General features: G+C 52.3%; 27 protein-coding genes. 18 read left to right on the forward strand and 9 right to left on the reverse strand.

Annotated elements, in window-relative coordinates; genetic code table 11:
• Positions 1–430 precede the first annotated feature (430 nt).
• Positions 431–847, forward strand: a complete 417-nt coding sequence (locus tag ACN2TU_RS23630; protein ID WP_435158929.1) for a hypothetical protein — start codon at positions 431–433, stop codon at positions 845–847.
• A gap of 211 nt (positions 848–1,058) precedes the next feature.
• Here the strand turns inward: ACN2TU_RS23630 and ACN2TU_RS23635 are convergent, their stop codons facing one another.
• From ACN2TU_RS23635 to ACN2TU_RS23645, 3 genes are all read right to left on the reverse strand, one after another.
• Positions 1,059–1,418, reverse strand: coding sequence for a group I truncated hemoglobin (locus ACN2TU_RS23635; protein ID WP_435158930.1), 360 nt, complete (start codon positions 1,416–1,418; stop codon positions 1,059–1,061).
• Between the two features lie 159 nt (positions 1,419–1,577).
• Positions 1,578–2,222, reverse strand: a complete 645-nt coding sequence (locus ACN2TU_RS23640; RefSeq protein WP_472850224.1) for a helix-turn-helix domain-containing protein — start codon at positions 2,220–2,222, stop codon at positions 1,578–1,580.
• A 275-nt stretch (positions 2,223–2,497) separates the two neighbouring features.
• On the reverse strand, positions 2,498–5,176 hold the full coding sequence (locus tag ACN2TU_RS23645; RefSeq protein WP_435158975.1) for a nitric-oxide reductase large subunit: 2,679 nt from the start codon (positions 5,174–5,176) through the stop codon (positions 2,498–2,500).
• 899 nt (positions 5,177–6,075) lie between these two features.
• Here ACN2TU_RS23645 and ACN2TU_RS23650 point away from each other — a divergent pair.
• Positions 6,076–6,735, forward strand: coding sequence for a dihydrofolate reductase family protein (locus ACN2TU_RS23650; RefSeq protein WP_435158933.1), 660 nt, complete (start codon positions 6,076–6,078; stop codon positions 6,733–6,735).
• A gap of 194 nt (positions 6,736–6,929) precedes the next feature.
• On the opposite strand, the gene ACN2TU_RS23655 is transcribed toward ACN2TU_RS23650, so the two are convergent.
• Positions 6,930–7,592, reverse strand: a complete 663-nt coding sequence (locus ACN2TU_RS23655; protein WP_435158977.1) for a DUF7344 domain-containing protein — start codon at positions 7,590–7,592, stop codon at positions 6,930–6,932.
• Positions 7,593–8,004: 412 nt separating this feature from the next.
• Positions 8,005–8,226: a hypothetical protein gene (locus ACN2TU_RS23660; RefSeq protein WP_435158935.1), complete on the reverse strand. Its 222-nt coding sequence runs from the start codon at positions 8,224–8,226 to the stop codon at positions 8,005–8,007.
• Between the two features lie 30 nt (positions 8,227–8,256).
• Between ACN2TU_RS23660 and ACN2TU_RS23665 the strand changes: the two genes are divergently transcribed.
• From ACN2TU_RS23665 to hepT, 4 genes are all read left to right on the forward strand, one after another.
• On the forward strand, positions 8,257–8,499 hold the full coding sequence (locus ACN2TU_RS23665) for a hypothetical protein (RefSeq protein WP_435158936.1): 243 nt from the start codon (positions 8,257–8,259) through the stop codon (positions 8,497–8,499).
• 501 nt (positions 8,500–9,000) lie between these two features.
• Positions 9,001–9,555 (forward strand): dihydrofolate reductase family protein, encoded by a 555-nt coding sequence (locus ACN2TU_RS23670; protein ID WP_435158937.1) that lies wholly within the window; start codon positions 9,001–9,003, stop codon positions 9,553–9,555.
• A gap of 206 nt (positions 9,556–9,761) precedes the next feature.
• Positions 9,762–10,196: a type VII toxin-antitoxin system MntA family adenylyltransferase antitoxin gene (gene mntA, locus ACN2TU_RS23675; protein WP_435158939.1), complete on the forward strand. Its 435-nt coding sequence runs from the start codon at positions 9,762–9,764 to the stop codon at positions 10,194–10,196.
• On the forward strand, positions 10,197–10,628 hold the full coding sequence (gene hepT, locus ACN2TU_RS23680) for a type VII toxin-antitoxin system HepT family RNase toxin (RefSeq protein ID WP_435158941.1): 432 nt from the start codon (positions 10,197–10,199) through the stop codon (positions 10,626–10,628).
• A gap of 59 nt (positions 10,629–10,687) precedes the next feature.
• Here the strand turns inward: hepT and ACN2TU_RS23685 are convergent, their stop codons facing one another.
• The gene (locus tag ACN2TU_RS23685; RefSeq protein WP_435158943.1) at positions 10,688–11,074 is read right to left on the reverse strand and encodes a hypothetical protein; all 387 of its coding nucleotides are present in this window, start codon (positions 11,072–11,074) and stop codon (positions 10,688–10,690) included.
• Positions 11,075–11,288: 214 nt separating this feature from the next.
• Between ACN2TU_RS23685 and ACN2TU_RS23690 the strand changes: the two genes are divergently transcribed.
• Complete coding sequence (locus ACN2TU_RS23690) at positions 11,289–11,675, forward strand: hypothetical protein (RefSeq protein ID WP_435158945.1); 387 nt, start codon at positions 11,289–11,291, stop codon at positions 11,673–11,675.
• 72 nt (positions 11,676–11,747) lie between these two features.
• Here the strand turns inward: ACN2TU_RS23690 and ACN2TU_RS23695 are convergent, their stop codons facing one another.
• From ACN2TU_RS23695 to ACN2TU_RS23705, 3 genes are all read right to left on the reverse strand, one after another.
• Entirely contained in the window at positions 11,748–12,314 is a 567-nt protein-coding gene (locus ACN2TU_RS23695; RefSeq protein ID WP_435158947.1) for a hypothetical protein, read from the reverse strand.
• Positions 12,315–12,422: 108 nt separating this feature from the next.
• Positions 12,423–13,832 carry an ATP-binding protein gene (locus ACN2TU_RS23700; RefSeq protein WP_435158949.1) on the reverse strand — a complete coding sequence of 470 codons (1,410 nt, stop codon included), beginning with the start codon at positions 13,830–13,832 and terminating at the stop codon, positions 12,423–12,425.
• 443 nt (positions 13,833–14,275) lie between these two features.
• Complete coding sequence (locus ACN2TU_RS23705; protein WP_435158950.1) at positions 14,276–14,683, reverse strand: nuclear transport factor 2 family protein; 408 nt, start codon at positions 14,681–14,683, stop codon at positions 14,276–14,278.
• Positions 14,684–14,936: 253 nt separating this feature from the next.
• On the opposite strand from ACN2TU_RS23705, the gene ACN2TU_RS23710 reads away from it, so the two are divergent.
• From ACN2TU_RS23710 to ACN2TU_RS23760, 11 genes are all read left to right on the forward strand, one after another.
• On the forward strand, positions 14,937–15,398 hold the full coding sequence (locus ACN2TU_RS23710) for an SRPBCC family protein (protein ID WP_435158951.1): 462 nt from the start codon (positions 14,937–14,939) through the stop codon (positions 15,396–15,398).
• Positions 15,399–15,491: 93 nt separating this feature from the next.
• Complete coding sequence (locus tag ACN2TU_RS23715) at positions 15,492–15,914, forward strand: OsmC family protein (protein WP_435158952.1); 423 nt, start codon at positions 15,492–15,494, stop codon at positions 15,912–15,914.
• A gap of 6 nt (positions 15,915–15,920) precedes the next feature.
• Positions 15,921–17,303, forward strand: a complete 1,383-nt coding sequence (locus ACN2TU_RS23720) for a M20/M25/M40 family metallo-hydrolase (protein ID WP_435158954.1) — start codon at positions 15,921–15,923, stop codon at positions 17,301–17,303.
• A gap of 134 nt (positions 17,304–17,437) precedes the next feature.
• Complete coding sequence (locus ACN2TU_RS23725; protein WP_435158956.1) at positions 17,438–17,656, forward strand: DUF8008 family protein; 219 nt, start codon at positions 17,438–17,440, stop codon at positions 17,654–17,656.
• A 558-nt stretch (positions 17,657–18,214) separates the two neighbouring features.
• Entirely contained in the window at positions 18,215–18,439 is a 225-nt protein-coding gene (locus ACN2TU_RS23730; RefSeq protein ID WP_435158958.1) for a DUF8015 family protein, read from the forward strand.
• Between the two features lie 311 nt (positions 18,440–18,750).
• Positions 18,751–18,990, forward strand: a complete 240-nt coding sequence (locus ACN2TU_RS23735; protein ID WP_435158960.1) for a hypothetical protein — start codon at positions 18,751–18,753, stop codon at positions 18,988–18,990.
• 179 nt (positions 18,991–19,169) lie between these two features.
• Positions 19,170–19,322 (forward strand): DUF7129 domain-containing putative zinc-binding protein, encoded by a 153-nt coding sequence (locus tag ACN2TU_RS23740; protein ID WP_435158978.1) that lies wholly within the window; start codon positions 19,170–19,172, stop codon positions 19,320–19,322.
• A 111-nt stretch (positions 19,323–19,433) separates the two neighbouring features.
• Positions 19,434–19,580, forward strand: a complete 147-nt coding sequence (locus ACN2TU_RS23745) for a DUF8008 family protein (protein WP_435158961.1) — start codon at positions 19,434–19,436, stop codon at positions 19,578–19,580.
• 373 nt (positions 19,581–19,953) lie between these two features.
• Entirely contained in the window at positions 19,954–20,352 is a 399-nt protein-coding gene (locus ACN2TU_RS23750; RefSeq protein ID WP_435158962.1) for a type II toxin-antitoxin system death-on-curing family toxin, read from the forward strand.
• 18 nt (positions 20,353–20,370) lie between these two features.
• Complete coding sequence (locus ACN2TU_RS23755; protein WP_227778105.1) at positions 20,371–20,556, forward strand: hypothetical protein; 186 nt, start codon at positions 20,371–20,373, stop codon at positions 20,554–20,556.
• 204 nt (positions 20,557–20,760) lie between these two features.
• A complete protein-coding gene (locus ACN2TU_RS23760; RefSeq protein WP_435158963.1) occupies positions 20,761–20,937 on the forward strand; it encodes a hypothetical protein in 177 nt (58 codons plus the stop codon).
• Positions 20,938–21,181 lie beyond the last annotated feature (244 nt).

The following is a 21,181-nucleotide window of genomic DNA, read 5'->3' on the forward strand; positions in this document are numbered from 1 at the left end:
TTGGTACCTTTCACCGTCAATTTGCCACTCTTTGAGTAGGAAATCTCTTTTTCGCCTTGTATGGCCGAATTTTCCTTTTTCATCGATCAGGGACACAGTCTATTTGCGGGTCATGGTGCAATTCTCTATAACAGCAATAGGTGGTTCTAGGCTAGCGCTAGCGCTCTAAAAATGGTTTTTAGAGAATGGCAATCGCAGTCTTTATATTTAAAAATATACTTCTTTAAGTCACGTTCAAATCTTTGTGAGTACACACGTCATTTCGTCACTGCAATAGCGTTTCAATCGCTACGGGTGGGGGACTAGGCAACTTACTTCTAACGCGACATCCGCTCGGAAGACCGGAAATCACGACCTCTCGAAGAACAAAGAACGTGCAACCTTCGTGTGGGCAGCCTTCCACGAGCGTGCACGACGAGGTCACAGCAAGATGCGACTCCCGTCATGGCTCGTCAAACAGATCCTCGACGACCACGACCTCGACACCAACCCAAACACGGTGCGCCGTGTCATGGAGTTCGTCGCACGAGGAACGAGCCGAAGTGAGACGCCTGACCCAGAAGACAGCAGCAATCTTGTCACGCTGAAGCACCGTGACGAGAAAAACACCCTTGTGGCTGATGAAGACGAATGGGAGTCGTTCTTTGCAGCACAGATGGATCACGTCAGCACGGGAGACGAGGACGCAGACACCAACAACCAGAGAAGCGACGATAGCACTGACAACCAGGAAGACCCGGACGCAGTGGCGGAAAATGTTGACGAAGAGTTTGACGTTCTTTCGTCGGCAGCACCGATCACGTCCGACGAAGACGAGAGCGTCACGGAGGAGATTACGGTGTCGTAATCACTACCGAGCCACCGACCGTAATCGACGATCCCCAAGAGATGAGGAGGGGGTGCAACTTGCACCCCCTCTGAGGGCGGAATGAACGGTTGACTACTGGAGGGTGTAATTGCTTCTTCTTCTTTTCGCGGCCCGTAGATAAGGAAAGAAGTAGTTTAGCGGATTACACTGGGCGGCTGAAGGAGATTACGACAGTGTAATCAGCTCGCGATCACCGGTCGAGAATCGGATCTTTCAGCGCGACGACTTCGGCCATGATCGCGTCAATATTGTCTTCGCCAACTCCATTCGTTCGAAGCGCGGTTTCGAGGTGTGTACCGACGGCCTCGAAGTCCGCTTCATCGATATCAAGGTGGATATGTGCCTCACGCATATCAGCACCCGAATATTCAACTGGCCCACCAGCAACTGCACTGATGAACTGAATTTGGTGCGCACGCAACTCGTCCATATCCATCCCTTCAAAATACGGGATAAGCTGGTCGTCCGATAGCACCCGGTCGTAGAAGTCCGTGACGACCGCTTCGACTGCATCACGACCGCCAATTTCCCCATAGACTGATTGAGACATTGCGACAAATCAAATTTGGTGGAGAATCAGGATACGAGCTGTCGCTAATATACTTGGGTTTATTTAACCCCATGTCGCACGGGGACAATGAGCAAAGATAGCACCATGCCGGGGAGAGCCATTCTGATCAACTAAAATTAGATTGACAAATTAGCGCGATCAGTCTGTGAGAATCTGATCTAATAGTTTCGTTTGGGCAACAGAGAGATGTTCGACAAACGTGGCCACTGAAATTCCCATTTTATTAGCCACTTCTTTGGAGTTCGATTTCTTTGGCGAGTCAAAATAGCCCATCTCGTGTGCTGTTTCGAGTGCTTCGTATTGGCGGTCGGTAAATTCAGTGCGGTCGACGAACAGAAGTGACTGCCCGTTATCGGCAGCACTCGATCGCGTAAGCTGATGAATCGTAACGTTCTCACAGCTTCCTCGGAGGTCAGCAACGACCGATCGAAGCGTCTCAAGATCCGGTGTGATAAATGACAAGATGAGCTGACCAGAGTTCGCACGGAGGTCACGAACGGGACACCCATGGTTTGGCACGCGCATACACGGACACGTATCGTTGCCATGCGTGTATCGATATACCGACTTCGTATCGTCACGGAAGACTTCATCTACCATGTTTAGTTCTGCTTCAGTATTTTCGGAGTGGTCAACCGTTAGCTCACCGACGACTTCTGTCCTCTCTGGGGTGGAATGTCGATTGGCAGTCAAGGACTCGATTTCGCAGTTCTCACTGATTGAAGAGACAGGGCAACTATCTGCACTACTTAGCCCAATCTGCACGTGAATCCCAGAAGCCATGCTTGGATAACAGCACTGGCGAAGTATAAGTGGGATTCTTTCGCTTAGAGAAACGAACGACGTGATGGATGTCCGACTTGGGGTCGAGAAGTCGCGACCCACTACGGCTGTGCGTACAAGAACGATGATAAATGTCAGTGTGTTCGTGAGAAACCGACCGTCAGTGGCCAGAATCCCTCGTCTCCTCCTCCCCGTCTCCAGTACCCTCTTGGCGAAGAAATTTCAGCGTGTGAAATCACACAATGATATCAATCAGAGTTCATTTCCGCTGTTCACTACATAGACCATACTGACATTTTCGTTGTTCCTTCTTCCAAACCCAATGAAGCCTTGTGCGCAGCATACAAGTGACGGACAGCACCAGCGGTGAACGTAAGTGCCCCGAGAATCATCGGCGTATCCCCGAGCGTCCGCGCCCACAAGAGCGCCTGGATGTGTGGCTGTTCGTAGAACTCGAGACTCCGTGCGGCGGCATAGCCATCCGTGTAGACCGCCCGGAGTTGGGCGAATCCGACCGGGAGCAACGATGCAATGACCATGATTGTAAGCCCGACGTTCATGAACCAGAATGAGACCCGAAACCACGTTGGATCCCACGCCGCCTCGGGCGTCACAACACGCAGAATGTAGGTACCGAGTCCAAGCGCAAGTAAACCGAACGCACCGAACGTTGCTCCGTGAGCGTGGGCGACAGAGAGATAGGTACCATGTTCATAGTAATTGATCACTGGTAAGTTGACGAAGAAGCCGAGCACGCCGCCGCCGACGAAGTTCCAGATGCTACTGCCGAGGATGAACAGTAGCGGAATTGTATACGGAAACTCCTCGCCCTGAGATTTTAGCGAGCGGTATTCGCCGATGCTTCGATACAGAACGAACACGAGCGGGACGAACTCAAGTGTTGAGAACACCGTTCCAAGCGGGACCCAGAAATCAGGGAGACCAACCCACCAGTAGTGGTGCGAGACCCCGACGATACCCGCCGCCATAATCGCAAATACCTCAAAGAAGATTGCTTTTTCTGCCTCCTCTTTTTCGAGAAGTTCCATCGACACGAGAGCAACGGAGATGACGGCGATTACGAAGAACTCGAAGACACCTTCGACCCACATGTGGACGACCCACCAGCGCCAGAATTCCGTCACCGCCATGTTCGTCTCTGGAGTATAGAGCATGCTCGCACCGAACAACAATCCGATCGAGCCACCGGCATACACCAAGAAATGTCCGAGCCCACCGAGCGGTTCGTCCATCTGTCGAACACTCCGGAGTACTAATCCGGTCCAGCCGACGAGCCCACCAAGTAAGAGTAGTTTCCAGAGTCGGCCCACCTCGAGATACTCAAGCCCTTCAGAGCCAAGCCACCACCAAAGCTTGCTCTCTTCAGGCGAGCCAAATTTGCCTTGTATTCCAAGCCAGACTCCTGTAAACGCGCCAGCGGTCGCGATTACGAGCACTCCAAGAAGCACCGACGCGCCCATCGCTTGCCAGGGTGGATCACGATCGTTGAACAGCCCTGGAAGGAAGAGTCCCCCGGCGAGCCACAGGGTCGTTATCCAGAGAATTGCGAGGTTGAGATGCCACGTTCGTACTGTCGTGAATGGCAGTAGCGAAATGAGGTCGATCCCAAGCATCTCTTCAATCCGGAAAAAGCCCGTCCGTTCAACATAATAGTGCGCGAGAAGCGCCCCGGTAAGTACCTGCACGGCGAACAGTACCCCAGCAACCGGGACATACCACGCTGCAGCGTACTGTGTGGGTGTGATCGACACCGAGTCGGGTGATGGAATGTCGATGACGTCGGTCGTTGGTTCGGCGAAATCAAGCGAATGATACGCCCACACCCCGAGACCACCACCGAAGATGAGCAAGAGGACGCTGATCGTGCTCCAGACCAACACCTGACCGGTCGGACGGTTCCCGACTGCAGGTTCATACGGCCAATCATTCGTGTATGAGTGGGTCGAGTCTGGTCGGTTCGTGTGGGCAAACCATGCTGTCCAAACGGCGAAGTCGGCGATACACTCGGCCTGTTCAGGTGTCGCAATGAATTCTTCCGGAATCCCTCGGTCAGGGTCACCTTCGTGGTATCGCTCAATGTACTGTTCACGAATTCGACGGTGGGCATACGCTTCAGCGGCCGAATACTGGATGACTGATCCATCTGGAGTGTCGGTGTCGAGTTCTCGTTTAACGCGTTCTTCGATGGCGATCTCTTCGGCATCATCGAGTGCCTCGTTAAAGTCTTCTTCCTGCTCTCGTGCATAGTACTCCTGCATAAACTCAGCCTTGAGGTGCAGAGCATCAGCTGTAAGATCGACTCCGAAATACGATCCGTTGCCAAGGATTGACCCCTGGTTCATCAGCCCATTAGCCTGGAACAGCTTCTTGCCCAGCCGAACCTGTTCGTCGGTGGTGACGATGTTTCCGTTTGGATCCTGAATCTCAGTGGGAATTGGCGGCGCATGCCGATACGACTTCCACGCTCCGAGACCCATTCCGACAAGATTGGCGATGAACAGTGCAACGAGTACGATCGAACCAGTCCGCTTCGAGCCAAGTGTCTCGAAGTCTACATCCTCTTCACGGATGCCTCGTACGATCTCCGGGAGAGCATCGACGAGTCCCTTGTCTGGTGGTTCGTCCGTATCGCGATGCGTAGGAAGCAGATGAGAGGCCAATTTGACCAGGATACGTTCGAAGGCGGGATCGATTCGTTCACCATTAGATAGTAGTGCCATCGCAGCAACTGCTACTGCGGTGACCGGTGGGGCGTGTCCCCGATCGCTGTTCACGTCGGTTGGCCGTGATTCTTCTACCAATCGGGGCAGGTCCTCAACGAGCAACTGTTCGACCTGCTGAGCCGTGTCGACAGCGTCTCGCTCAAGAAAGTCGCCGACAGAATGGATGTGATCCGCATCACCGTCAGTCAAGAACCGGGATAGCACCTCCATCAGGGTACCGTCGACCGGGTGATCGACATCTGCCTTCGAATTTCTCGAGAGTTCGTCAGCGATACGTTCGAGCGATTGTGTTGTTTCCTCGGTGGTCTTCGCGGCGAATTGGCTTCGAACCACCTCGAGTAAATGATCGTCGAGCCGGGTTTTTTCCAAGTCATATCGACGCAAGAAGTTCTCAAGCGCACGATCTTCCGAGAATTTGAGGTCGTCACCCGATTCGTACTGTTCTAACAATCGATTAACGGAGTACTCAAGCGTATGAGACGTGGGTTCGTTAGTGAATTGATCAATCAGCGTTGAGAGTTCGGCGACCGCTTCTTCCCTTGTGCCTAATTTGTCCTTCAAATAGGTAGTTGTCTGTTCTCGTAACGACGATACTTGTTCGTGATCAGGGATCGGTATTCCACGTGAAAGGCGTTTTTTGATGGACATGGTTCAGAGTATTATTTAATTTACCATTTCTCACAGACACTACTATGAAGCACCACGTAAACGTGTGGGTTGAATACAATCACCACAATACTCAATTCAACAAATTTCCATCCGTGTCGATGAACTCGAAGACTATCGCACCGAGGCGGCGAAAGAGCGTGTCCAGGACCGACAGCAGCTTAGTAGTCTCGAAGACACGACCGAGACTGTACAGTCAGACATCAACAAGCTCACCAACGCAGAGGAGAAGAACGCCCGTGTGCGAGCGTCGGTTTCGCGGTTGATCAATCTCGTGCGAGACTACGAGACCGAAGAGAGTGTTGACGACGAGTCAGCGTCTGGATATCGTCCGCCGTCATCTGTTAGGACGGGTGTGCCAGATAGGGAGGATTGATTCACCGGACAGACATCGACTTGATGAGCCAGAACGGTCTTTACTAGACTCAACGATTTAGGAGCTTATGGCGAACGAGACAAACACCGACGAAGCAACAGGAAAACTTGTCGTGGGAACATTCTTGACACTCGATGGAGTGATGCAGGCACCAGGAGGTCCGGACGAGGACCGTGACGGTGGCTTCGACCATGGTGGGTGGTCAGTCAACTACTGGGATGAAAAGATGGGCGAGGTCATGGACGGTCAGTTCACAGAGACTGACGCGCTGCTGCTCGGCAGGAAGACATACGAGATCTTCGCCGCGCATTGGCCTAACGTCGATGCGGAGGATGACCCCATGGCAGAGGAACTGAACAGCATGCCCAAGTACGTCGCCTCCAGAACCGTCGATGCGGTAGAATGGAACAACTCGACGCTCCTCTCGGGCGATGTCGCGGAGGCAGTCGAGGACCTCAAGAAGGAGCGCGCGGACGTGATTTTAGTGCAGGGGAGCCAAGATCTGATCCAGACGTTGCTTGCACACGATCTCGTTGACGAGTTCTGGCTCTGGATCTTCCCCTTAGTCTTGGGAGACGGAAAGCGGTTGTTCGAGGACGGAACGATTCCAGCAGCCCTTGAGCTGACGACTGCCGAGACATCAAGTACGGGAGTTCAGATGCTCCGATTTGACCGAGCAGGAGAGGTCGATTACGGCTCGTTCGCGCTGGATGATGGGGCAGAGTGATTGTACTAGCATTCGAATCACGCAACGGGACAAACGCAATCCAGTCGTAGAGGGCTTCGTCTTCGAGTCGGATCTCTATCTGCTCGCGAACCTCCGATGTAAACCCGCCGTTGTACCGAATGACCGACGAAAGATCATCATCAGCTATTCAGACACGACAACTCTGCTGTACCAGAGAAACGACTTATATCCGGTTAGTTACTTCGTCCCTGACGTGAGAATAACTGAGTAACGCTCTCAATAGGATTGGTCTCTGAGAGTACAGACCGAGTATAGTAGTGGCCCGCCGTAAGGATGGAGAAGACAGACAAAACGATTGGGACAATTAGTTGAGACGCCACTTGTGACACAAGTGGAAGCTGAAGCAATTTAGCACCCAACAGACTCGTGCTGAAAAGCGTCCCGCCGAGATAATACCGTCTCCATCGACGATTCAACGCACTGTCCGTGGACGATTCGGATGAGTCCTGTGGAGCGGTATCAAACAGATATGGGTCAAATTGGTCAGCACGGGCCGTTCGTCTGATTGTTCCGCGATCTTTGTTGTATTCGATGATACCCTCCTTATCGAGTGTCGGAAGGTGAGTTTGATACAGTGGAATATAGGCACGTTGGCGTTCTTTCGACGTTAGCTCCACGACCGTCATCTCGTTCTCCCAGGCTGCGACCTGCTCGGCAAGATCGCGCAACGAAACGGAGCCAGTTCGCCCGTGGAGGTACTGCAAGGTCAAACGACGGCGCTGTACCTGCAAGATGTGAAAAATCGTATCCTTCGACAGTGGTTGGGACGGCGCCGTGTCTTGGGGGGACGAGGTAGCGTCACCAGCGGAGTCAGCCGGCTTGGAGGATGCGCTCATGATTGCGATGAGTTCAAGCACGATGGTAATATGAATGTATTGGCCGTCCACAGTTCAGTGTTGAGCCGCAAATCAGAGCTTGAAATCGCCAATAGCGGCAGATATCGGGGGGAAATGAACTAAAACAAATTGAGTTTGAGTTTATTTCATATAATTTAATCTATTAATTTTGAATATACTAAGATGGTTTAATTATATATGTCGAAATTAGTAGCACGATCGTATAACCGAAAATGGTCGGAGCTATCTAGCGATTAATATCGAACATTACTAGTTATTTGGTCAATAGAATCTCAGTTCGGAGATCACCACACTCTGTTTCGGATCCAGTGCGCGGACATATTATTGTTTGGGACGACGGAGCGATGTAAACCAAAACAGATGAGCGCAATATACTTCGCTCACGATGAACCTATTCAGGACAGCGACAGAGAGGTGGATATAGATCCATCAATCGAGAGACGAGAACGTTGATGATGAGTCGCTCAATCTCGTCACGGGTACATCCAATGCAGGTCGCCAACTCTTCGAGACGATCCAGCGGTCGGAACAGAACACCGAACTCGTCAACTTCCGTGAGAAGCGCGCTGAGAGTCAGCAAGTCGAGGACAAATACCTTGACGTCCTCGAGCACGCAAAGAACGTCGCAAAGACGAACGATGTGATGGTCGCACGGTTAGGCTATCGAGAGGTGGCGACGCACTATGGCTGTGCGTACAAGAACGACGGCTATCGGGTGATGGAAGAGATGGCCGAGCGCGTACCTGGTGTGACCTACAAGGAATCTCGAACGCTGTGTGTGGACGACGCCATGGGCGTCGGTGGCCACCACATCGAGATCACGTTCGCGCATCCCGACCTCGCCGGGTGGATGCGAGCACACGAAGCTAACGCGGGAGGAATCTAACCACGGACGGAGCGAATTATAGCGTTGTAATCACGGGGGTTCGTCGAACCCCCACTTCGGCGACGCCACCACACGAGATTCACACCGCACTGCCGGTGACACATGGTGGTAGTAATCGGTTGGTTACGGTGGAGTGCGTCTATTTCTGCGAAACGGAGGGGTCGCGTTCGCGATCCCCCTCTATTACAACGGTGTAATCGACGGCCCCCACTAGCGACAGTCGAGGACGGAGTGAGTGAGAACGTACCGAAGTGCTCCAAACTGACGAGCCAGAGGTTGAACGGCACCCACTAGTGACCTGTGAGAAATGGACGACATATAGAGAGGATGCATGCAGCGGAGCGTTATCTACAAGTGAAATTGACCTGGTTCACATAGCGGCGATCCCATTCGGGGTCGCGACTGCCTTCGAGGAGGTGCGCAACGTAGATACAGACCGTCTGATCAGTTTCCGGCCCTTTTGTCGCCATATTGAATAGTCGTGACGGTCAAGAGGATTCCATGGCCGACCTCATCTACGTCATCAACTCATCACTCGACGGCTACATCGCCGACGAGAACGGCAACTTCGACTGGACAGAGCCATCTGAGGACGCGCATGCCTTCTTCAACGACTTCCAACAATCGGTCGACACCTCCCTTATCGGCCGTCGCATGTATGAGTCGATGAGGGTGTGGGACACCTTTCTCCTCGACGACCTCTCCGAGGTAGAACGCGAGTTCGCCGAGGCGTGGGGGGATACCGACAAGGTCGTCTACTCAACTACCCTGGACACCGTGCTGGAACCGCGGACCCGTCTGGAGCAAACGTTCGACCCCGAAGTCGTACAGGCAATGAAAGACGAGGCTGACCGCGACCTGTCCATCGGTGGCGCCGGTCTCGCTTCCGAGGCCATCCGCGCAGGTCTGGTCGACCGGTATGTACTGCGCTTGGTTCCGACGATCGTCGGTGGGGGAACCCGAGCCCTCCCCGACGCAACGCGGATCGACCTCGCTCTCAACACGACACGTCGTTTCGAGGACGGCTCCGTCCTAGTCGACTACAGCCTCCGATGACCAAATCACCCCTAACCAGGCAGCGGAATAGATCGACCGAGAAGTCACCGTCAGGAGAGTGCGGTTTGATTCTGAAGACCATGTTCGCGTCTTCTACTTACGGGATCCTACAGGAGAGATCCATCTTCCCGTCTTCTGCATCGTTAGCACTCGGCCGAGATGGAGCCAACGTAAGTATATTAGTCATCGCTCGCAAACACTAACTCATGAAGCGGACGAGCGACACGGACATCGACGGCATTGATGTCACTCGGCTCCAGTCCTATCTTTCGCAGACTGAAGTCACGTTCGCCCTCCTATTTGGATCCCATGCACGCGGGACGGCCACACCGACATCCGATGTCGATATTGCACTCCACTTTCCAGACCAGCTTGATGCCCGTGAGCGGTTTCAACGACGGAATCGTATCGATGCTGACCTCCAAGCATATGCCGAGGGCTTTGTGGACGTAAGCGACATCGAACAGCTCCCATTGAACGTCGTTCATTCAGCCGTTCGTGATGGAATACTCCTCGTCGGCGATGAAACAGCCGTAGACGATTATCGAACGGAAATCGAACAAGAGTACGATGCAACCGCCGATGAGCGAAAGCGGGAACGTCAGGAATTCATCAACCGTCTTGCGAGCGGTGACGTATAGATGGTCGATGAGGAGATTTTCGTCGATAAGCTCCAATACATCAACCAATACACCGACGATTTGCGGCAGATGCGTGGACAGTCACGAGACCAGTATCTGACCGATATGATAAGACAGCGGGCAGTCGAGCGAACGCTGATGAACCTCATCCAAGCGTGTATCGATCTTGCCCAGCACATCCGTGCCACAGAGGATCTCGCAGAGAGTGAAACCGCAAAGCAAGAGATACAGGCCCTTGGTGAGGCAGGGGTCATCACGAGTGAGACACAGGTAAAGATGGAAGAAGCAGTTGGGTTTCGAAATATCCTCGCCCATCGTTACGGTGACGTTGATCAGGAGGTCGTATTTGACGTCCTTCAAGACGACCTCCAGTGGTTTGAGCGGTTTCAACAGGAGTTGGCACAGTGGTTCCAGCAACAGCACAGTACGTGACTACTCCCACGACTGAAGTCGTGGGCTTTCTCCTCGAAATCCTGTAACCAACATCCAGATCAGTCGTTCCATAGTTCGTTGAGAGCGATGATCACATACAATACTCCGATCAACCGGGTACCGACGTAGACCCACGGTTTCCATCGACAGTCGCTGGCATCGGTGTACGCAAGCTGGCTTCCATAGTCAACATAAGCATGTGGGAACACCAGCGCAAGAAGTCCAATAACACCGAGAAATTGCTTAAATGAAGAATACGAGCGATCGCTTCGCCACATGGAAACTAAGATGAGGAGTCCTTCAATCCGCGCACCGGGAACAACCCACGACCGTAATTCACAGTCATCGGGATTGTCAAGTGCGAGCTGCTCAGCACGATCGATTAGTGTGTTTGGTGAAAGCAGTTCGGTGAGACCGATGGCTGAAAGGAGCAGACGGAGCATCATGCCAGGTATAGATAGACTTCCAACATAATGAATCTCATCTTCTAGATTCGTCCGGATGTTCTGTGACTGTTTGAGAATCTCAAAGAAGCGAAGTAGTCCACTCCGGTAGGCGAATTTCCGTCTCACAATGTCCGTGTGAGAACACAAGAATCACTGGTGAAAAAGTCCCGAGTGCCGGCCACAGCGTTATCCCTTTCGTTCACCTAAATATGATATGGCGGACAACAAAAAGAGCCGAAACAAGCAAGCTCATGACGAAGAGAACCGCCAGCGAGCGTGGGAAGTTGAACAAGCCCGTGAACGGATGGACGAAACAGAACCACGTGACGACCAGAACGAAGCAGATGATTCTCGATACGTGAGAGAAGAAAATTCGGACTCGCACCCGACGTGTCACCGTCGTGGGTGCGACGAGCTAGCGAAGTTTGTCGTCCTTGAACGCTACCAAGAAGAAACGGGTCACGGGGCTGTTGAGGCAGAAGCTCGTCTTTGTCAAAGGCATGCGGCTGAAGAAAGTCCCACTAATCTGGATGGTGTCTATGCAGACTATGTGTTCCGTGTTGCTCCGTTAACAGGGACAACTGATGCAGACATAGCGTGATTTCTTTCGACACAGACAGTTCTTCACGGCACGAGCAAGCAGCAGGTACGTTTGCATATCCTTCATATCGTGTTAACCGAATGACTGTAAACTGGACTCGGTATACTGTCCCAACTCCTGCTCGATATCCAATTCACGCCACCCCAACGGCGACAACACACTCGCTGCCGCACGAACCAACAACTCCCGATAAAACCCGATATCATACTCGTCTAACTCCTCACTTGCCAACTGCACCCGCTCTCGCGACTGCTTCGCATCGTCAACCACTACATACGACACGCTCTGGCCAGGCGCACGCGTCAACCCCAAATCAGCCGCCCGCTCCAGTGCCGCCACACTCCGTGTCGACTGCGAGTAGTCCTCCCGTTTCTTCGAAACCCGATTCGTGATCACCAACTCGTTCGGATCAACTGCACCACGCTCAAGGCGATCAACCCACGTCCGCAGTTCCTCACAAACCATTTCCGGATCACGATACGCATTCACCGCTCGAACCAACGCTTTTTGCGCATCGTTGATATACGCGGGAGAACTTCGCTGGCGACATTCGATGCCCCGATATTTGTATTCATCCTCACCCGCAACCTTCCCGAAGTACTTCGTCAATGCCCCAGCATCCGAATCACGCAACAGCACGAACGCAATCCAGTCGTAGTGCGCTTCATGCTCAAGCCGGTGTACAGCCCTTCAAAATATTGGCAACATCTCCACGATCATGCACTCGTTAAAGTGATCCCAAAACCCCTACTCCGTGATCGTCTCAACTACGTCCTCAACGGTATAAAGATGGAGATCATCCCGTTCATCACGAGCCTCCTCCAGCGACGACGCAAATCCACTCCGGCTGAAGAGCGCATACTCATATTCTGGCTCTTCACCACCATTCGGTACCCAATCAATATGAGGTGCTTCCTGCTGGAGCTGGGCAAAGACATCGTACCCGAGTGGCTGTTGAGTGAATTTCACCTCACCCACGACCAACGTGTCACTGTTCGTTGGCGCAACGATGTCGATTTCACGCCCATCGGTATCCCACCACGTGTCTGGCTCTTCCGTAAACGTATACTCATCACCGTATTCGAAGAGAATCGCCCGTTGACATAGCTGCTCGAATGTGCCACTGACAAAGTCTGAAAGGTACGGTTCGACGAGTTCATCGTACGCATCTGGCCCAAAGACTTCGTACCGCGATGATCGTCCATGGACGAACCGGAACCAGAACGCAAAGAGCTGATCCAAGATTCGGTAGCGACTGTTTCGACTTCGCGACGGGTCAACTGTGACCGGATACTCTTGCTCAATTATTTGGAGTTCTCGCAGACGAGAGAGGTAATAGCCAGCACTGTTAGCGTTGATGCTTGCAGCCTGAACAATCTCGTTTCGCTGGCGGTTCCCTTCAGCCATCGCCTTCAGCACGGCAAAGTATCGATCCACCTCGTCCAATTCCCTGTGCAGAACATTTTCAGGTTCTTCATGGAGACCACCATCTCGAAGGAGCAACGTTTCTGTGATATTCTCCTTGAGTGATTGACTGTCATCAACAGCGCGAAGATAGTCTGGTGTCCCCCCAAAAACACCGTACGCCATGACCTGTTCTGCTGGATCATAGTCGGGGAAGAAGGTCATCGCCGCTTCGAATGGGAGCGGTCCAATGTCGAGTTTGCCATTCGGTCGCTTCGAGATGCGGCCGTAGAGCGGTGAACTGCCATCGAGAGCGATTTTGTGAATCATGCCGATAGCAGAACCGGTTAGGACGAAGGTTGTCGCTGTCTCTTCGACTTCGTGATCCCAGATACGCTGAATAATTGATGGAAGAGCCTCATTTTCGTCGACAAGATAGGGAAATTCATCGAGAATGACGATTGCATCTTGTTCAGCAAGGTAGTTGAGAACATTTTCCCAATCCTTTCGAATCCGATTAATTCCAGGAAAGGCTGTCGTCGCATCGGCAATGAACGAATCAAGCTGTTGCTCGGGGGTGCCATGTGCAGCTTGATGATAGACGGCATCCTCGCGGTCTTCGATAGATTTGACGACAAGAGCCGTTTTCCCCATCCGTCGACGACCGTATATTACACTCAAATTTGGAGAGTTGCTATTGTAGAGCTTCGTGAGTCGGTCGAGCTCTTTTGTTCTGTTAACGAATGGTGGCATTGTTCGCCTGTAGATTCGATGGCAACATAAAGGGCACGATTGTGTAGATAAGACTACGTTAGTTCAAGCTACGTTAGTTCAAGCTACGTTATCGAATCCGAACTGTTGGGCTCATGTAAACAGTCATATATCTCTTACAGTAGCTTGCGATAGAAAACCGATCTATCTCATCCTATCACATTGAGCACCTACTTTATCACCGGTGTTTGGGCCTAGCTGTATTAGCCGGTTTGCAAATACGGAAGAGTTATTCTGTGCAACGAATTCAGGCGTCTGAGCCAATTTCCGCCCTCTATTACAACGTTATAATCGACTCCCACTAACGAGAGCCGAGAACGGCTTGGTTGAGACCGTGCGAAGCATGCAAAACTATCGAGCCAGCAGATAGATGTCTCCTACAAGTGAGATTGAAGACAATAAAAAATACCGCAGTTCCATGTCGATTATGCTTCAACCGTCTGCTGCCAGAGAAGCGTGTTCGTGTGGTTGACGAACCGGGATATCTTCCCGTCTTCCAGGTCGCAGATGTGTGCAAAGGGTACGTCGAGACGCTTGTCCGACTCCTTGCTCGTCCCATGGAAAGTGCCAAGAACGACAATTGTGTCTCCGCCATCAATAAACCGGTCAGTATCGATCCGGAACGCTTCGATGTCTTCCATCACGGGTCCAAAGGCGTTCTCCAGCACAGCCTCGGGAGTACGATATACTCCGCCGTAGGGAGTGCCCTCAGGCTCAATCCATTCGATGTCATCTGCCATCGTGGCCATGACTGCTTCGACGTCGCCTTGGTTGAATGCCGCGTAATTTTCCCGCACGATCTGAGCATTGCTCTTCACTGAAGTTTTAGCCATGATCTATCACCAACAACCATTATGATTGTAGAGAATAAATAGATAGATAGACACATGCTAACACACCACCACCACTACAGTTTAATGGCGACAGTGCTCCAACCGCTGCAGAGAGTGTCATGTGTTTTCTAAAAAGCTTCCGATAGGTTTAATATATTAGCAAACCTATACGTGACTCATCAGTCGGGAGTATTACAGCTAATTCGTTATCGAAAGAAACTGCATACTTCGATTCATGATAGAGTTGAGATACATGTCCACCTTTGAACACACAATCGAAATAGAAGCGCCCGTTGAGCACGTCTTCGAGTTTGATAGCAATCCCAGGAACTGGCCAAAGACGATGCCGAGTTTGCAGGATCTAGAAATCATTGAGGAGACCGACGATGAGATTCGAATGTGTGCCACCTACAAGATGCTCGGTCTCTCGATCGATAGTACGATGCAATTGACCATCGTCAAACCGAACGAGCACATGGTCCTCACGATAGAGAGTCCCGAGATGACGGGGAAAGTAAACCAATACCTTTCCGAAACCGACTCTGGGACGCGGATTGTCCACCAATCCGATCATCAATACGACGATTCCCTGCTTAACCGCCTACTCAAACCTCTCGCAAATCGCTACAACGAACGGCAAGTGAAGAACCATCTACAAAACACAAAAGAACTCATCGAAGCCCAAGTGTCAGACGAAGCGACGATCGAAGTCTGATCGGAGCCACCACACAATCGTCCGAACCCCTTCGTTGCGTTTAAATTTTGTGTGATAAACCATCTTTAAATGTTTACACATTTAGAGGATCCTATGAATTCAAACAATCAAGTAAAAACGACGACCGTGCATGGCCACCGGGTCGACGACAAGCGGATGGCGTTCGAAACCTCTGCCGGCAACGAATTCATCGTGGGGGAAGACGCCTCGCCCGGTGAATACATGCTCGGGTCAGTAGCAGCGTGCTACAATCTCATCGGTCACATGGTGGCCGAGGAGATGGGACTGAACATCCAGGACCTCCACGTGTCCGTCGCTGGTGACATCGACCCGCGGAAGTACAAGGGTGATCCAACCGACTCCCGGGCCGGGTATCAAGAACTCCGAGTCGCCATCGATATCGATGCCAACGCCGATTCCGCAACCCTCGACGCATGGCTCACTGCTGTCCAAGACCGATGTCCAGTCTGCGACAACGTCGTCACAGCAACCGCGACCACGACCATAATATCCTGACCGATCATGACAACAAACCATCTTCCAGCCTCGGTTGACGCAGCCATCGACTCACGTCTCGATGCGTACCAGAACGCGCTGTTCGATCTCCTTCGCCAACCGACCGTCTCCTCAACGGAAGGGGATATGGACGAATGGGCAGATCTCGTAGGGCAGTTCCTTGCCGAATTCGGTTTCGAGCACTGGAAGCTCATCGAGACCAACCACGACCCGCTCGTCTACGCCGAGATACTGACAGACCCCGAGGCCCCGACAGTCGTGTTCTACGGACACTATGACGTCCAGCCCGCCGGTGACGAAGCCGACTGGGACTCACCACCATTCGAACCGACGATCCGCAACGGGAGCATCTACGCCCGCGGCGCTGGTGACAACAAGGGCCAGTTCAGCGCACACGTCTTCGCGGTCAACGCACTCCTCGCTGCGGATGCCTTCCCCACCGTGAACGTCAAACTCCTCCTCGAAGGTGGCGAAGAAAGCGGGAGTCCCGGCCTTCGGGAGTATCTCGACACCGAGGCGACAGAGATCGCCGACGCTGATCTCGTATACATCGCTGACGGCCCCCTGCACCGCTCGCGACAGCCGACACTCATCTATGGGCACCGGGGGATTCTTATGCTGCAGCTTACCCACCAAACGGCGAATTCCGACCTTCACTCGGGTAACTTCGGCGGACCCGTTCCTAACGCTGCTAACGAACTGGTCGAGGTAATCGACTCGATGCAGATTGACGCTGGTGCCGAGATTGCGGTCGATGGTTTCTACGATGGCATATTGGTGACCGACACCGATCGAGAACTGGTCGCCGCCATCCCGGCGGACGACGAAGAATTCAAAGAGGAACTCGGTCTGACCCATTTCGCATCTGACCGACCCTACAACGAACGGCTGCTCCTTGAACCAACGCTCAACATTAACAGCCTCACCGGCGGCTACCAAGGCTCAGGAGGAAAGACTATCATCGCCCACGAGGCGACGGCTATGATCGACTGCCGGCTCGTTCCCGACCAAGACCCGGATGCCGTCTTCGAGGCCATCCGTGTTCACGTGGAAGCGGTCAATCCTGACGTCAACGTAAACAAACTGGCTGCTTACCCGCCGACGAAAACGCCCGTCGACACCCCGGCGGCGGACAACGTCAAGCATGCACTCACGGACGTTTGGAGCGAGAAGGTTGTCGAACTTCCTCTCCTCGGTGGAAGCCTCCCGGCGGCATACTTCCGGAACGTCAATGAACTGGCCGACGTGCCGGTGCTCGTCGTTCCGTATGCGAACCCCGACCAGAACAATCACGCCCCGAACGAACACCTCGATCTCGACTGTTTCGAGAACGGGATCCGAACGAGCGCAGCTTTCCTCGGTCGATTCGCCGAGTCCGCATACACGTGAAATTGAATAACGGAAGTGAGAAAACATGATACGCTGCTTGTTCCTGTGAGAGTACGGGTTGGAACCTCGAAAGTTCCTGGCCGGAATCCTATGGTGGGGTACCACACCGTTCACGGCGTGGCGGAGGCCACTCAGTGCTTGTCCCAACCCCATCCCCATCGGACGTGAGCAAGAAATACTCACAAGAACTTGCCCGCCGGACGATGGATGCGATGCATGAACTCTCGAAGAATCGACTCGGGAAAATCAAGCGCCAGCGGTCCAAAGACGGGCTGAGCTACCAAGATCCTCTTAGGCAAGCCAGGGTCGCTTCCGAATATTCCAATACAGGAAGTGTCGATGGAAACAGGTGAGAGTACTAGTCGTGCTGGTCACCCATTATGAAGTAACAGTCAAGGTTCTGTTACCGTCAGTTTGGAGCGAATTCGCACCTCTACATTCAGAACTGCCTGTCTGGGACAGATCTCAGAAAGCTCCGAGAGAATCGGTCGTCAGTAGCCCGGTTGAATCGTTTCCGATTGGGTTTTCCGAAAACGCAGTTCCCACCAATACTTCTCGGAGAAAGGCAGGGAAAGCCGACCGCAGGGCTCTCACAACCAGCCAGACCGTTAGCGTCGCATGATGGCGTCGGGAAGTTGCCTTGACCAGTTGTGAGAGCGCAGTTAGAATATTGGATGGCAGGATAAAACGCGTTCCGGTAACACAAATGCCGATTGTAGTAACCCACATCCGCAACCGATGGCATTAGGGAGCACGTTCCGATAGCTGCTCAATTTTGAAACGCAACATGACTACCTGTACATCATAAGTTATGAATAACATATTTATATATTATATAGTGATAATCGAGAACCTATAGAGTAGCTATCCAGAACTCTTATGTACCTACACGCATTTTTATAAAATAGATTATGGCAGAATATTATGATCTCATTCTTGGCTTGATCCCACTCGCATTGATCGGTGTCACCGGCGCAGTCAGCGCTGTTGGACTTTCGTTGACAACAGCCATCCCAGTCGGTGCAACCGTCTCTGTCCTCCTTATCGGACATGCACTCTTTGTCAACGGACCCGTTGCTTCGGCACCTGAATCGACACCGGCAACTCCCTCTCTTCAGACGAACTCGGCAGAATAAGTTTGTATCTCTGCGGTCTGGGTTTCAGTTTGTGCATTCGAAGATCCAAATAGTCGATTTCTGAATCCAAATCCACTCGATCGCAGTCGACCTATCGGCGGCTAGTTCAAGCAAAAACCGACGGTGAGATTCGATTCCTGTCGAGGACTATTTCGTCGATGTCCACAGCAACAACAGTATCCTCGTCTACGAGCCACTTGATGTCCGAAGTAGCGAGATGGTTTCGGGCCAAATCACTACGACAACGTTCTCAAGCCAAATACAGACAGGTGAGCAGGGGTAACCCACGGGGCTCCATGAGACCAGGTATAATGATTGATAAAATCGCACAAGAGGTTGATATGCTTGACCGGCATCTGGGTGTTCTCCAGATGGTTGTTGACAACGAACCGATTGGGATTGTAAAAATGTCTAACGAGTTGGGCTACGACCACCATGAAATACGCTATTCACTTCGACTACTTGAAGAGGAAAGTCTGATCGATCCCACGCAACAGGGTGCAACCACGACTGATGAGACGGCCTCATTCATTGAAACCATTGATGAGTAAATTGACGATATCAGAACAAGATTCATCGCAGTGACGAGTGAAAGACTAGGCGTGCGTTGATCATTCATCGAGCTCTAATTAGAATCGAATATCCCTGCTAGACGATAACATGGCTAATAATTATTATATATAGGTCATCGAAGTTACACCTGTGGGAAAGGAGAATGTCCATTTTCGACATGATCATCAAGCGGTACCGGTCGCCAACAGCGGAAGAGCCACTCTATGAATGCATTTTATGTAGTGAAACAGCTACTGCAGCAACGCCGCATATTGTCTGTCCCGAGTGCGGGGGAAAACTCGAACGAATCGACCTTCTACACCAAGCATAACTCCGACTCTGGATTCGCAGAATTTTTCATCAACCGAATTATTAAAAATCCGTGAGCCGGAACTTCCCCTCGACCTCGTAGAGATGGCCTTTCATGTAGAGCCGTTCGACGATGGCCTTTGCAGCTGGTCGATCCAAAGACGGGCTGAGCTACCAGGAGACGCGTCTTGTCCTGAAAGCCGATGTGGAACTCCCTGGAGAGGTGACGAGCAACAACACGGACGACAGTCCGGCCACAGACGGGGTTGCCGGAGAGTAACGTGGTCGGAACCAAATCACGCCCGAGAGGGACACACATCTAACACGAACCTCCACACAACCGCGGAAATGGACGCCCCGAATTGACACAGTTCGGGACGGAGTGGTACGGTTACTCGTGAGTACGGCAGTTGTATCGGCATCTATCGGCTACAAACCAGCGGGAGGGGGAGAGCTGGTACCGGCCACCGCATTTGTGGTCAGGAATACGTGATTGAATCATCCGAGAAAGTCATTGTCAGTAAAGCGTGAAGTGATTCTGGCGACAATGTCTGGAGGTTGTGCAAGAAAAACAATGGAGTACGTGATCTCCTTTGCTAAGAAACCAATTGTCCATCAGAACGATTATCGGGTGGCGTGAGAGACCTAGTAATGTGAGCGAGGACGTCGCGTATCCTTCCATCGAGCTGATCCTCGAACTCCACGAGCAAGTCGTTAAGGAGGGTAAGAGCACGGAACCAGGAGTTCGATCGGAGGAGCCAATTAAATCTGCACTTCAGTACGTCTCGGAAGGATTTTTTGGAGAGGTACCACAGTCAGTCCACGAAAAAGCGGTTCATCTGATGCGACTGCTTGTTGCAGATCATCCGTTCGTTGATGGGAACAAACGAACGGCGCTTCGTACGGTAGTCGTCTTTTATATGTTGAACGGATACACATTCGAATACGGCGACGAAATTCGTACGTTACTGCATCGGTTTGCGACAGACGAAGCCGCGGTCGATACCGAGACTGCAGTCATCTACTTCAGAGCGTGTGCTCGTCGGAACTGATAAAGGGCCACAGAGAATATGTTCACAACAGAAATGGCGTCTAGCACCGATTCCTCGGAAGCAATAGATAAAGAAGTCCGCCGACTGTACGAGCGGTATCAGTCGGCGGAGAGCGACGAGGAGCGCCAAAAGATTGCCCTTGAGATGGGGAAGCTCGACGGACGCCGTCACGCTGACATCTACGCAGCTCTTGAGGACGAGTAACTACAGTTCTACAGGCGGAGCAGGCCGAGTGCCTCGGGGCTTGACCCCGAGGCTGTTCACAAGAATACTGTTCGTCTACCAATTCGAGGAATACACTGCTGAGAGATAAAAACCATTTGCGTTAGTAGCCAATACTAACAAACGGTCAATTGAGAACTGACAGCTCTCTATGGCTATGCGTACAAGAACGATGGCTATCGCGTCATGGAAGAAATGGCTGAGCGTGTACCCGGTGTGACCTACAAGACGCCGCGAACGCTGTCGATTGACGATGCAATGGGTGTCGGCGGGCATCACATCGAGATCACGTTCGCCCACCCCAACCTCGCCGGGTGGATGCGAGCCCACGAAACGAACGCGGGAGGGAACGGAGGGCGCTAATTATAGCGTTGTAATCACGGGGGTTCGCAGAACCCCCTTTCGGGCGGCACCACCACCCGAGATTCACACCGCACTGCCGGTGACACATGGTGGTACTAGTGTGTTGGCTACGGTGGAGTGCGTCTTTTTCTGCGTCATTTTCTGCGAAAGCGAGGGGGTCGCTCTCGCGATCCCCCTCTATTACAACGGTATAATCAACTACGCCCTCTAGTGGTCCGTCAACCAGGGACTGATGGATTCAAAG

It is taken from the genome of Haladaptatus marinus, from assembly GCF_051194195.1.